This is a genomic window from Streptomyces sp. NBC_00287, assembly GCF_036173105.1.
In the GTDB taxonomy this organism is placed as follows: domain Bacteria; phylum Actinomycetota; class Actinomycetes; order Streptomycetales; family Streptomycetaceae; genus Streptomyces.
On record NZ_CP108053.1, the window covers coordinates 7,836,061 to 7,847,911 of the forward strand.

11 protein-coding genes and 1 pseudogene are annotated in these 11,851 nt (G+C 71.7%); 7 read left to right on the top strand and 5 right to left on the bottom strand.

The features are described 5' to 3' along the window. Positions 1-28 precede the first annotated feature (28 nt). Positions 29-1,009: pseudogene (locus tag OHT76_RS35540) on the top strand (lysylphosphatidylglycerol synthase transmembrane domain-containing protein); the annotation flags it as partial. A 62-nt stretch (positions 1,010-1,071) separates the two neighbouring features. On the opposite strand, the gene OHT76_RS35545 reads toward OHT76_RS35540, so the two are convergent. Then, positions 1,072-1,821 carry a creatininase family protein gene (locus OHT76_RS35545; RefSeq protein ID WP_328874960.1) on the bottom strand — a complete coding sequence of 250 codons (750 nt, stop codon included), beginning with the start codon at positions 1,819-1,821 and terminating at the stop codon, positions 1,072-1,074. Positions 1,822-1,859: 38 nt separating this feature from the next. On the opposite strand from OHT76_RS35545, the gene ribA reads away from it, so the two are divergent. Genes ribA through OHT76_RS35570 form a run of 5 tightly spaced genes read left to right on the top strand, consistent with a single transcriptional unit; the run spans position 1,860 to position 6,853 of the window. Continuing rightward, the gene (ribA, locus tag OHT76_RS35550) at positions 1,860-2,531 is read left to right on the top strand and encodes a GTP cyclohydrolase II (protein WP_328874961.1); all 672 of its coding nucleotides are present in this window, start codon (positions 1,860-1,862) and stop codon (positions 2,529-2,531) included. Between the two features lie 33 nt (positions 2,532-2,564). Then, complete coding sequence (locus OHT76_RS35555; RefSeq protein WP_328874962.1) at positions 2,565-3,524, top strand: ornithine cyclodeaminase family protein; 960 nt, start codon at positions 2,565-2,567, stop codon at positions 3,522-3,524. Further along, the gene (locus OHT76_RS35560) at positions 3,521-4,660 is read left to right on the top strand and encodes an NAD(P)/FAD-dependent oxidoreductase (protein ID WP_328874963.1); all 1,140 of its coding nucleotides are present in this window, start codon (positions 3,521-3,523) and stop codon (positions 4,658-4,660) included. The genes OHT76_RS35555 and OHT76_RS35560 overlap by 4 nt, the downstream gene beginning before the upstream one ends. Continuing rightward, on the top strand, positions 4,657-5,706 hold the full coding sequence (locus OHT76_RS35565) for a saccharopine dehydrogenase (protein WP_328874964.1): 1,050 nt from the start codon (positions 4,657-4,659) through the stop codon (positions 5,704-5,706). Before OHT76_RS35560 ends, OHT76_RS35565 begins: the two co-directional genes overlap by 4 nt. Next, positions 5,699-6,853, top strand: a complete 1,155-nt coding sequence (locus tag OHT76_RS35570; protein ID WP_328874965.1) for a saccharopine dehydrogenase family protein — start codon at positions 5,699-5,701, stop codon at positions 6,851-6,853. Before OHT76_RS35565 ends, OHT76_RS35570 begins: the two co-directional genes overlap by 8 nt. Here OHT76_RS35570 and OHT76_RS35575 read toward each other — a convergent pair. The 3 genes from OHT76_RS35575 to OHT76_RS35585 form a co-directional block, all read right to left on the bottom strand. Continuing rightward, positions 6,843-8,075, bottom strand: a complete 1,233-nt coding sequence (locus tag OHT76_RS35575; protein WP_328874966.1) for a serine hydrolase domain-containing protein — start codon at positions 8,073-8,075, stop codon at positions 6,843-6,845. The two genes, OHT76_RS35570 and OHT76_RS35575, sit on opposite strands and share 11 nt — an antisense overlap. 64 nt (positions 8,076-8,139) lie before the next feature. Then, complete coding sequence (locus OHT76_RS35580) at positions 8,140-9,483, bottom strand: MFS transporter (protein ID WP_328874967.1); 1,344 nt, start codon at positions 9,481-9,483, stop codon at positions 8,140-8,142. Next, positions 9,480-10,058 carry a TetR/AcrR family transcriptional regulator gene (locus tag OHT76_RS35585; RefSeq protein WP_328874968.1) on the bottom strand — a complete coding sequence of 193 codons (579 nt, stop codon included), beginning with the start codon at positions 10,056-10,058 and terminating at the stop codon, positions 9,480-9,482. The genes OHT76_RS35580 and OHT76_RS35585 overlap by 4 nt, the downstream gene beginning before the upstream one ends. An 83-nt stretch (positions 10,059-10,141) precedes the next feature. Here OHT76_RS35585 and OHT76_RS35590 point away from each other — a divergent pair, with 83 nt between their 5' ends. Continuing rightward, entirely contained in the window at positions 10,142-10,570 is a 429-nt protein-coding gene (locus tag OHT76_RS35590) for a PPOX class F420-dependent oxidoreductase (protein WP_328874969.1), read from the top strand. A 43-nt stretch (positions 10,571-10,613) separates the two neighbouring features. Here OHT76_RS35590 and OHT76_RS35595 read toward each other — a convergent pair whose 3' ends face one another. Beyond that, positions 10,614-11,789: an MFS transporter gene (locus OHT76_RS35595; RefSeq protein WP_328874970.1), complete on the bottom strand. Its 1,176-nt coding sequence runs from the start codon at positions 11,787-11,789 to the stop codon at positions 10,614-10,616. Positions 11,790-11,851: the final 62 nt, after the last annotated feature.

Consider the following 11,851-nt stretch of genomic DNA (forward strand, 5'->3'; position numbering starts at 1 on the left):
GGCGACGGCCGGACGGGTCGGTGGGCACATGCGCGCGTCGGCGGCGCCGGGGGCCAGGCGCGCCCACGTGCACCTGCGGACCTCGGTGGCGCGGGCGGCCCGGCAGCCCACCGCCCTCTCCGTCCCCGCAGCCGCCACCGTTCCTGAAGCCCCCGCCCCATCCCCCACCTCCGCCACAGCCACCGCCCCCGATAAGTCCCGCGCCAAAAGCCTCCGCACCCACCTCGGCACAGCCGCCGGCCTCGCCATCCTCGCCGTCCTCCTCTGGCGCCTCGGCACCGGAGTCTTCCTCGACGGCCTGCGGCGCATCGACGTCACAGCCGTGGTCGCGGCTGTCGGGATCGGGGTCGTCACCACCGTGTTCAGCGCCTGGCGCTGGCAGTTGGTGGCTCGAGGGCTGCGGATCCGGCTGCCGTTCGGCGCGGCCGTCGCCGACTATTACCGCGCGCTGTTTCTGAACGCGGCCCTTCCCGGTGGCGTCCTGGGTGATGTGCACCGTGCGGTCCGGCATGGACGGAGTGCCGGTGATCTCGGTCGGGGAGTGCGTTCCGTCGTGCTCGAACGGGCCGCGGGGCAGTTCGTGTTGGCCGTGGTCGGAGCCGTCGTCCTGCTGACCATGCCGTCGCCCGTGCGCGACGACGCCCGCCACCTCGCGCCGCTGCTCGCACTCGCCGCCCTCGGCGCATTCGCGGTCGTCCTCGCGCTACGGATGAGCCGAGTGCGCGCCTGGCTCGGAGGGCTGGCGTCGCTGCGCAACTGGCCCGGCGTCGCGGTGTCGTCGGTCGTCGTGCTGGCCGGACATCTCGCCACGTTCGTGCTCGCGGCCCGCGTCGCGGGCGCCAACGCCTCCGTCGCCGTACTCCTGCCGCTGGCCGTGCTCGCCCTGCTCGCGATGAGCCTGCCGCTGAACGTCGGCGGCTGGGGCCCCCGAGAGGGCGTCACCGCCTGGGCGTTCGGCGCCGCCGGGCTCGGCGCGGGCAGCGGACTCGCGGTCGCCGTCGTGTACGGCGTCCTGTGTCTTGCCGCGAGCCTGCCCGGTGTCCTGGTGCTGGTCGTCCGCCGCTGGGCGCCCTACTCTGCGCCCAGCACGGAGAAATACGCGGCGAAGGATTCCGAAAGGCTCACCAGTAGTTCCTTCCCCTTTTCCGCCGAGCCCAGGGAAGGGCGCCCGATGACACCCGAATCGGTATAGGCGGACATACCGAGGGAGAGCAGATGACGCCGGTCGTCCGCGACGAAATCGGAGGTCTCGTATCCGGGCCGCAGCATTTCCGGATGCGTATGCAGAAGGATGGAGGTCTCTATTTCCCCCGCGTGCATGTCGGTCAGCAGCGAGGTGGCGACCCCGGCCCGTTCCCGTGCCGATTCCCAGTCCTCCGCGGCCGGGAACAGCGCGATGCGCTCACCGCGCGCGGAGGATTCCTGAACGACGTTGCCCAGTACGTAGTTTCCGCCGTGGCCGTTGACCACCACCAGGGCCTCCACGCCCGAGCGGCGGAGCGATTCCGCTATGTCCCGTATCACCGCATGAAGGGTCACCGAGGAGATGCTGACGGTTCCCGGCCACGCCGCGTGCTCGTGCGAGCAGGAGATCGTCACCGGCGGAAGGAGGTGCACCGGGTACGCGGCGGCGATCTCCCGTGCGACCGCACAGGCGACGAGCGTATCCGTGGCGAGCGGCAGGAAGGGGCCGTGCTGTTCGAAGCTGCCGACGGGAAGGACGGCGACCTGCCGTGAGACGCCCGCCCCGCGCGTCCGCACATCTTCCGTGGTGTCCGCCGGCACCAGACCGTGCGCCCACCGCGTTCCCGAATCACTCATCTTTTCACGGCCTTTCGTCTCTGCTTAGGAACCAGATCATGACAGAAAAAGTTGGCGTACTCGGAAAGAAGTCGCACAAGAAGTCCCACCAGCGCACCGGCGTGGAACGCGTTGTGAATGCCCCGTTGCCCACGGTGTACGGGGAATTCCGCGCGGTCGGTTACATGGACCACGACCGCGGTGACGAGCAAGTGGCCCTGGTCCACGGTGACATCGGCACCGAGGACGTCCTCACGCGGCTGCATTCGGAGTGCCTGACCGGTGACGCGTTCGGCTCCCAGCACTGCGAGTGCGGCGATCAGCTGGCCTCCGCGCTGCGCGCGGTCGTCGCCGAAGGCCGCGGTGTCGTTGTCTACTTGAGAGGGCACGAGGGCCGCGGCATCGGACTGCTCGCCAAGCTGCGTGCGATGGCCCTGCAGGCGGAGGGCCTGGACACCGTGGAGGCGAACCTCGCCCTCGGACTGCCCGTGGACGCCCGGGACTACGGCGTCGCCGCCCGGATCCTGGACGACCTCGGGGTACGCAGTGTCCGCCTGATGTCCAACAACCCGCGCAAGCGGGAGGCGTTGCTGGAGCACGGCATCACGGTCGCCGAGCAGGTCCCGCTGCTCATCGAGCCGTGCGAGAACAACATCACCTATCTGCGTACCAAGCGGGAGCGTCTGGACCATCATCTGCCCCATCTGGACGCCGTGGCGCACTGGTCCTGATTCCCGTGGGGGCCGCCGGGACAGGAAGAGGGAATGACCGACGACGTCCTCTTCCTCTCCGGCGACCAGGTGACCCGACTGCTCTCCCTGGACGCGGCCATCGCCTCCCAGCGCGCCGCCTTCGTCGCCCTCGGCTCGAACGGCGCCGATCTGCCCGGGAAGATCATGCACCCGAGCCGCTTCGACGACAGCGTCATGTTCGCGTACCTCTCCCGGCTGTCCGCGGACACCGGGGCGGTCGCGAAGATCGGCAGCGTCAACCCGGGCAATGCGGCCGCCGGGCTGCCCACCGTGCACGCCGTCGTCACCGCGCTCGACCCGGTGACGGGCCGCCTGGTCGCGGTCATGGACGGCACCGCGCTCACCACCTTGCGCACAGCGGCGGCCAGCGCAGTAGCCGTCGACGCGCTGGCCGGCCCCGACAGCGCGGACCTCGCCGTCCTGGGCTCCGGCACCCAGGCCCTCGCCCACACCCGGGCCCTCGGACGGGTGCGGGACCTGAAGTCCGTACGACTGTGGAGCCCAACCGAGCGCAACCGCACCCGAGCGGCGCAAGCCCTGACGGCCGAACTGGGCCTCACCGTCGAGCCGGTCCGCACCGCCGAAGAGGCCGTGACCGGCGCCTCGCTCGTCGCCGCCTGTACCCTCAGCGCCACCCCGGTGGTGCGCGGCGAGTGGCTGGCGCCAGGCTGCACGGTGGTGAGCGTCGGCTCGTTCGAACCGACCCGCCGCGAGGTCGACGCGGAGGTGGTACGACGGTCCGCGGCCGTCGTCGTGGACGACCCGGAGACGGCGGCCCACCACGCGGGCCCGATCGTGGCCGCCCGGCTCGCGCCCGAGGACCTGATTCCCCTGGGCGGTGTCCTCACCGGCACCCACACCGCCCGTACCGGGCCCGGCGACATCGTCTACTACAACAGCGTCGGCCTCGGCATCCAGGACGCCGCGGCGGCCTGGGCCGTGATCGACGCGGCGCGGGAGGCGGGCCGGTGAAGGCGGAGGTGGTCGTCATCGGTGGCGGGGTGATGGGCGCGAGCATCGCCTGTCACCTGGCCCGCGCGGGTGTACGGGACGTCGTCCTCGTCGAACGCGACGAACTGGCCGCGGGCTCCACCTCCAAGGCGGCCGGCGGGGTGCGGGCGCAGTTCTCCGACGAGCTCAACATCCGGCTCGGCGCCCGCAGCCTGGAAGCCTTCGACCGGTTCGAGGCGGAGACCGGACAGGACATCGGGCTGCACAAGGTCGGCTATCTGTTCCTGCTGTCCACGCCCGAGGAGGTCGCCTCCTTCGAGGCGGGCGTACGGCTCCAGAACTCCCTCGGTGTGCCCAGCCGCATGCTCGACCCGGACGAGGCCCGCCGACTCTCCCCGCTGATCGTCACCGACGGCCTGCTGGCCGCCGCCTACTCACCCGACGACGGGCACTGCACGCCCGAGTCCGTCGTCCACGGCTACGCGGCCACCGCCCGCCGGTACGGCGCGACCGTGCTGCGGCACACCGAGGTCACCGGCATCGACCTGCACGGCGACACGATCACCGGAGTGCGCACCACCAAGGGCCGGATCGCCACCGGCACGGTGATCTGCGCGGCCGGTGCCTGGTCGCGGGCCGTCGGCGCGATGGCCGACGTCGAGCTGCCGGTGGAGCCGCTGCGCCGCCAGATCGCGGTCACCGAACCGGTCCCGGACCTGCCGCCCGACCTCCCCATGACCATCGACTTCACCACCAGCCTCTACTTCCATACCGAGGGCCCGGGACTCCTCGTCGGCATGTCCGACCCCGACGAGCGCCCCGGCTTCGACACCGGAACCCACGACCGCTGGATCCCCCGGCTGTACGAGGCCATGGAGCGCCGCGCCCCCAGCCTCCTCGACCTGCGCCGCACCGGCGGCTGGGCGGGCCTGTACGAGCTCACCCCGGACCACAACGCCCTGATCGGCGAGGCCGCTTCCCCCTCCCGCTTCCTCTACGCGACCGGTTTCTCCGGCCACGGCTTTCTTCAGGGACCGGCCGTCGGCGAGGTCGTCCGCGACCTGTACCTCGGCCGCGTACCCTTCGTGGACGTCAGCCCCTTGAGCGCCGACCGGTTCGCGGCCGACGCCCTGCGCCCGGAGGCCAACCGCGTATGACCGAACTCCATCTGTGGTTGCGACACGAGATCCGTTCCACCGAGCGCCGCACGCCGATCGTGCCCTCCGACGCACGGCGGCTGGTCGAGAACGGCGTCAAGGTGACCGTCGAGGAGTCCCCGCAGCGGATTTTCCCGGTCGAGGAGTACGAGAAGGCCGGCTGCCGGATTGCGAAGGCGGGCTCGTGGAGGTCGGCGCCGGGCGCCGCTGTCGTCGTAGGACTGAAGGAACTGCCGGATGAACCTTCGGAGTTGATCAACCGTCATGTCTTCTTCGGGCACGCCTACAAGCAGCAGCCGGGCGCCGCCGCGCTGCTTCGGCGGTTCGCCGCCGGGGGAGGGGCGCTGTACGACGTCGAGTATCTGGTGGACGAGGACGGGCGGCGGCTTGCCGCCTTCGGGTACTGGGCCGGGTATCTCGGTGCCGCTCTGGCTGTGCTTCAGCACCAGGGGCGGCTCGCGGCGCCGCTCGTGCCGACGACCAAGGAGGAGCTGGATGCCCGGCTCCCTGCCGAAGGGTTCACGGCGCTGGTGATCGGCGCCCTGGGCCGCAGCGGCCGGGGTGCCTGCGAGGCCTTCCGGGTGGCCGGGATCGAGCCGACCCGCTGGGACCTCGCCGAGACCCGCGAGCTGGACCGGCCGGCCCTCCTCGCGCACGACGTCATGGTCAACGCCGTCCTCGCCACCACCCCCGTCCCGCCCTTCCTCCGCGAAGAGGACCTCGACGACCCCGCCCGCCGACTGCGCACCCTCTGCGATGTCACCTGCGACGTCGGCTCGCCCCTCAATGTCCTGCCGGTCTACGACCGCACCACCGACTGGACGGCACCGGCCCGCCGACTGCGCGAGAAACCGCCCCTGGATCTCATCGCCATCGACAATCTGCCGTCCCTGCTGCCGAGGGAGTCCAGCACCGACTTCTCGGCGGCGCTGCTGCCCCAGCTGCTGGAGTTCGGGACCGGCGGGGCGTGGGTGCGCTGTCTGGGCAGGTTCCAGCAGGCCTGCCGTGAAGTCGGTATCGAAGAAGGGGAGTTCCGCCGTGTCTGACCTGTTTCCCGCGAGCGGCACCGTCCACTGGGTCGGCGCCGGATTGTCCACCGGCAGCGGTCTGGCCCGGCTGTGCGAGACAGCGGGGCGGGTACGGCTGTGGCACCGCACCGAGGAACGCGCCGCCGAGGCCCTCTCCGTGCGGGGCTTGACCGGGCGCGCCGAGCCACGCGCGTACACCCTGGAAGCGCTGACCGCCGAACTCGCGCCCGGCGATGTCGTCGTATCGATGCTGCCCGCGCCCGAACACGCCGGGCTGCTGGCCGTCTGCGTGACCCGGCGCGCCCACTTCGCGTGTTCCAGCTATGTGTCGGACGCCGTGCTGGAGCAGGTGCCGGCGGCCACCGAGGCCGGACTTGTGGTGCTCACCGAGGCGGGCCTGGACCCGGGCATCGACCACCTCTTCGCCCACTCCCTCGTCGCCCGCGCCCGAGAGGCGATCGGCGAGGGTACGGCGGCGTCGTACAGCCTGACCTCGTACTGCGGCGGGGTCCCCGCGGAGCCCAACGACTTCCGGTACCGCTTCAGCTGGGCGCCCGCCGGAGTCCTGGGCGCCCTGCGTTCGCCCGCCCGTTACATCGAGGACGGCGCCGAGACCACCGTCGACCGCCCCTGGGAAGTGACCCGGCGACACGTGGTCGAGGGGGAGGCCTTCGAGGTCTACCCCAACCGCGACAGTGTGCCCTTCGTCGCCCAGTACGAACTGCCGCCGGAGTGGAAGCCGCGTACCTTCGTCCGCGGCACCCTGCGTCTGGAGGGCTGGCTGCGTGCCTGGGAGCCGGTCTTCGAGGAGCTGAAGCGCGGCGACGACGAGCGGATCGCCGCCCTCGCCCAGGAGTTGGCGGCCGCCTATCCGACCACCGACGCCGACCGGGACCGGGTCGTCCTCGCCGTCTCCCTCGAAGTGAGCGGCGCGAACGGGCAGACCTGGACCGGCAGTTACCTGCTCGACCTGGTCGGCGACGAGGAGGAGAGCGCGATGGCCCGCTGTGTCTCCCGGCCCCTGGCACTGGGCGTCCGTCACATCCTGGACGGCTCCTTGCCGCCGGGGCTGAGCCGCGCGGCTGAGACGGCGGTACGGTCGTCGGAGTGGCTGCGCGAACTGGCCCTGGAGGGAGTGGAGTTCACGCTGCGCGTCAGTCGGTGACGGCCTCGTGCACCAGCCGCTTGAGGTCCGGGAACATCGTGTGTGACGTCTTGGGCCGGACCTGGGTCATGAACTGGACCGTCAGATCGCGGGTCGGGTCGACCCAGAAGGTCGTGGTCGCTACGCCGCTCCAGCCGTAGGTGCCAAGGCCCGCGGGCGCCCGGGTGCGGGACGGGTCGATGACGACGGAGACCCCGAGGCCGAAGCCGACGCCCTCGTTGCCGGGCTCGTCGTGGGCGGGGTGGCTGCCGAAGGAGCGCAGGTCGGCGCCGTCGGGGAGATGATTGGCAGTCATCAGGTCGACCGTCTCGGGGGCCAGCAGCCGGACGCCGTCGAGTTCGCCGCGGCGGCGCAGCAGCTCCATGAAGCGGTGGATGTCGTGGGCGGAGGCCGCCATACCGCCGCTGCCGGAGAGGAACCGGGGGCGGCCGTTCCGCAGCGGAAGTCCGGGGATCGGGGTTATCCGGCCGTCGTCGGTCTCGCCGTACAACTCGGCGAGCCTGTCCGCCTGTTGGTCCGTGACCTGGAAACCGGCGTCGGTCATGCCGAGCGGGCGGAAGACGCGCTCGGCGAGGAACGCGTCGAGCGGCTGCCCCGAGACGACCTCGATGACCCGGCCGAGGACATTGGTGGCGACCGAGTAGTTCCACTGCGTGCCCGGGTCGAACTGGAGCGGCAGGCTCGCGTACACATCGACCGTCTCGGCCAGATCCGAGCCGGGCAGCACCGCGGACTCCAGATTGGCGTCGCGATAGAGGGCGTCGACCGGGTGGCAGTGGTAGAAGGCGAAGGTCAGGCCCGCGGTGTGGGTCATCAGATGCCGGATCAGCAGGGGGCCCGCGGCCGGTCGGGTGCGTACGTCGGTGCCGGAGCCCTCGACGTACACCCGCGGCTCGGCGAAGGCCGGCAGATGGCGGCTCACCGGGTCGTCCAGCGCCAGCTTCCCCTCCTCCACCAGCAGCAACGCCGCGACGGAGGTGACCGGCTTGGTCATCGAGTAGATCCGCCAGAGAGTGTCCGCTTCCACGGGCAGTCCGGCGGCCACGTCACGGTGGCCGTGCGTGGTCAGGTGGGCGACGCGTCCGCCACGGGAGACGGCGACCAGGAAGCCGGGCAGCCGCCCTTCGTCGACGTAATGGGCGAAGTACTGGTCGAGGCGGTCCAGCGCCTTCGGATCCAGGCCCACCTCGCCCGGTTCGACCTGTTGTCGCAGCTGTGCCATCGCTCTCCTTACGAATGCAAGCGTCGAGGTGCTCCGGCCTACCCAGCCGCAGCGGCCTCCGATCTCATCGTCGCGCAGGAACAGGTGTGCGGTCCTGTGGATGGCCGTGCTCGTTGTCGATCGAGGCGAAACGTCCCGGCAGCGCACGGCCCGCCGCCATGCCCGTCAGAGCGAGCGCGGCCAAGGCGGTGAGCGGAAGCCCCGCACCCTCGCCCATGAGAGCGGTCGCCGCGGCCACACCCAGCACCGGCCCGACATTCATCGCGGTCTGCTGAAGCCCGCCCGCAACTCCGGCCGACTCGACGGCGGCCTCCCGTACGACGACATGCGTGGCGGCCACCATCACCGCGCCGAACCCGGCCCCCAGCAGGCCGAAACCGACGCAGAGCGTGAAGGTGTCCGACGCCCGGGAGAGCAACAGGATCCCGCCTGCGAGAACGCCGAGCGCGGTCATGGTGGTACGGCGGGCTCCGGCCCGGCGCAGAAGCCTCGGGCAGCTCAAGGCGGCGGCCACCATCAGCACCGCCAGCGGCAGACTGCGCAGCGCGCTCTGCATCGGGTCGAGGGCGAGGGCGTCCTGGAGGAGATAGGTGCCGACGAACAGGGCCCCGGACAGGGCGGCGGACGCGGCCACCAGCGCGCCGAGCGCGGCGCCGACGGCTCGGGTGCCGATGATGTCCGGCGGCAGCAAAGGGCTTGCCGTACGGCGTTCGTGGCGGACGAAGAGGGTTGCGGTGACCGCCGCGACGAGCAGCGCGGGTGCCTGGTCCGGCAGTGCGACGAGGGCGTGCACCAGGCAGGCCAGGGTTACGGCGAGCAGGAGAGCACCGGGCAGGTCGAGGCGGACCGCGGTGGTGGGCTGCGGGGTGCGTGCGGCGAGGGCCGGCACGCCGAACACGAGCGTGGGGAGCACGTTCAGGAGGAACACCGCCCGCCAGCCGGGCCCGGCCACCAGCGCCCCGCCCACGAGCGGACCTGCGGCGGCAGCCACCCCGATGGCCGCGGTGCGTACGGCGATCGGCGTCCGCAGCCGGTCCGGCGGGTACGCGGCGCGCAGCATGCCCAGCGTGGCCGGTTGCAGCAGGGCGCCGAACACGCCCTGCACGACCCGGAGTCCGATCACCCAGCCGATGCCGGACGCGAGGCCGATGCCCGCGGACGCGGTGCCGAACCCGAGCATGGCGATCGCGAACAGGCGCCGGTGCCCGAATCGGTCGCCGAGCCGTCCGCCGAACACCAACAGGCTTGCCACGGCGACGAGATAACCGGTGCTGGTCCACTGGACCTGCGCGTGGGACGCGCCCAGGTCGCGCTGGAGGGCGGGCTGCGCGATGGTCAGGACGGTGCCGTCGAGGGCGACGATCACCGCTCCGGCCACGCTCGCAGCGAGGGTGAGACGAGGGTTCACTCGCCTTCCGGCCCGAGGTAGATGTCCAGCACCGAGTCGACCATGCGGCCGAAGTCATCTGTCCCGACGGCGAGTTGAAGGCTTCCCCAGCCCCACAGCTGGCCGACGCCGTGCAGATTCGCCCACAGGGCACCGCCGACGACCCGGGCGTCGACATCGGGCCGGACCCGGCCGACCAGCTCCACCAGGCGCCCGAACAAGGGGAGGCTGTGGTCGCGCAGCCCCAAGTAGCCGCTCTTCAGGAGATCGTGACGGAACATCAGCTCATACATACCGGGGTTGTCCACCGCGAACCGAAGATAAGCGTCCGCCAGTGCCGCCAGCTGGGCGCGCGGGCCGCGGGGGTTCACGTCGACGGCCCGCGTCGCCCGGTCCGCGAGGTCGATGAAGCCGCGGCGCGCGATGGCCGACAGCAGCTCCAAATGCGTGGGGAAGTAGCGGCGCGGGGCCCCGTGCGAGACCCCCGCCCGGCGGGCGATCTCCCTCAGGGTGAGCGCCTGAACGCCCTCCTGGGCGACCAGTTCCACGCCCACGTCGACCAGTCGGTCACGTAGTCCTGCCTCGGATTCCTGCATGCGCTGTGTCTACCAGGCGAGGGTAGACACTGTCTACCGGCGGGTGCGGGAATGTCCGGCTCGGCCCTCCCGGTTATCGGGACATGACTGAAGAGGCATTGCTCCAGCTGCTCTCCGAGGGCCACGGCGGCGTACTGGTGACCCTCAAGCGCGACGGCCGCCCCCAGCTGTCGAACGTCAGCCACGCCTACTACCCCGACGAGCGGACCATCCGGATCTCGATCACGGACGACCGCGCCAAGACCCGCAATCTGCGCCGGGATCCCCGGGCGTCGTACCACGTGACCAGCTCCGACCGCTGGGCGTACACCGTCGCCGAGGGCACCGCCGACCTCACGCCGGTCGCGAAGGACCCGCACGACGAGACGGTCGAGGAACTCATCCGGCTGTACCGCGACGTCCAGGGCGAACACCCCGACTGGGACGACTTCCGCGCCGCGATGGTCCGGGACCGGCGGCTGGTGCTGCGGCTGCGGGTGGAGCGGGCGTACGGGGTGCCGAAGCGGGGCTGAGCCGGTCCGGCGGGGGAGCCCGTGCTTCGCGGCTGAGCTGCGGCTACCCGGGGAATCCGTGCTCCCGCGACCACCACACCACCGCGATCACCGGCACCAGCAGCACCAGCACACTCCACGGAAACGCGGTCGCGCCGAACAGGCCGAGCAACACCCCGCCGACGACTCCACCGCCGGCCATCGCCGCGTTCCACAGGGTGACCAGCATCGCCTGTGCCGCGTCCGCCTGCTCGCCACCCGCATCGGCCACCGCGGTCTGGAGCAGCGTGGGCGCGCCGCCCCAGCCGAGGCCCCACAGGGCTGCGGCACCGTAGACGAGGAGCGGCTGGTCGGCGAACCCGGCCAGCACGCCGGCGGCCCCGCCGACTAGCAGCACGCTCGTCATGGTGAGCACCCGCAGCCGCCGGTCGATCCCTGCGCCGACGATCCAGATGCTCAGCAGCGAGGCGCCACCGAACACCAGCAGCACCAGGTCCGTCGAGCCGCCCATGCCGTACCGGTCCAGGAAGGTGGCGATGTAGGCGTACAGGACGGTGTGCGCGAGCACGAACACCAAGGTGACGAAGAGGACGGGCGTGACGCCCGGGACGGTGAGTGCCTTGAGTACGGGGGCTCGGTCGCCGCGCTCCTGTCCCGGACGGTCGGGGACCCCGAGGGCGATCCAGCCGAGGAGCAGGGCGGTGACGGCGGTCATCAGCGCGAACGCGGTCCGCCAGCCCAGGGCTCCGCCCAGGTAGGTGCCCGCGGGCACGCCGATCGAGAGTGCCAACGGAACGCCCGCCATCACGACCGCGACCGCCCTGCCCTGTACGGCGGCGGGCACCAGCCGCCGGGCGTACCCGGCCAGCAGCGCCCAGGCCAGGCCCGCGGCGATACCCGCCACGAACCGGGCGGCCATGGTCAGCGGATAGCTCCCGGACACGGCCGTGACCGTGTTGGCCACGGCGAACCCCGCCATCGCCGCCAGGAGCAGCCGCTTGCGCCGCCAGTGCGCGGTGGCGGCGGACAGGGGGATGGCGGTGAGGGCCGTACCTATGGCGTAGACGGTCACGGCCTGGCCGGTCGCGGACTCGCTCACCCCGAGATCGGCGCTCATCGCGGGGAGCAGGCCCGCGGGGAGGGTCTCGGTGAGGCTGGTGACGAAGACGGCGGTGGCCAGGGCGAGGAGGGCGGGGAGGGGGAGGGTGGTGGGTGGGCGGAGGTCTTGGGCTGTGGTCATGGGGGGAGGGTCGGGGTTGACACCGGTGTCAGGTTCAAGGGCGGTCCGTGATCCGGCGTCAT

Bases quoted from the DNA above. Each gene is read 5' to 3' on its own strand.
- OHT76_RS35545 (WP_328874960.1), bottom strand. From the start codon at position 1,821: ATGAGTGATTCGGGAACGCGGTGGGCGCACGGTCTGGTGCCGGCGGAC.
- ribA (WP_328874961.1), top strand. From the start codon at position 1,860: ATGACAGAAAAAGTTGGCGTACTCGGAAAGAAGTCGCACAAGAAGTCC.
- OHT76_RS35555 (WP_328874962.1), top strand. From the start codon at position 2,565: ATGACCGACGACGTCCTCTTCCTCTCCGGCGACCAGGTGACCCGACTG.
- OHT76_RS35565 (WP_328874964.1), top strand. From the start codon at position 4,657: ATGACCGAACTCCATCTGTGGTTGCGACACGAGATCCGTTCCACCGAG.
- OHT76_RS35575 (WP_328874966.1), bottom strand. From the start codon at position 8,075: ATGGCACAGCTGCGACAACAGGTCGAACCGGGCGAGGTGGGCCTGGAT.
- OHT76_RS35585 (WP_328874968.1), bottom strand. From the start codon at position 10,058: ATGCAGGAATCCGAGGCAGGACTACGTGACCGACTGGTCGACGTGGGC.
- OHT76_RS35590 (WP_328874969.1), top strand. From the start codon at position 10,142: ATGACTGAAGAGGCATTGCTCCAGCTGCTCTCCGAGGGCCACGGCGGC.
- OHT76_RS35595 (WP_328874970.1), bottom strand. From the start codon at position 11,789: ATGACCACAGCCCAAGACCTCCGCCCACCCACCACCCTCCCCCTCCCC.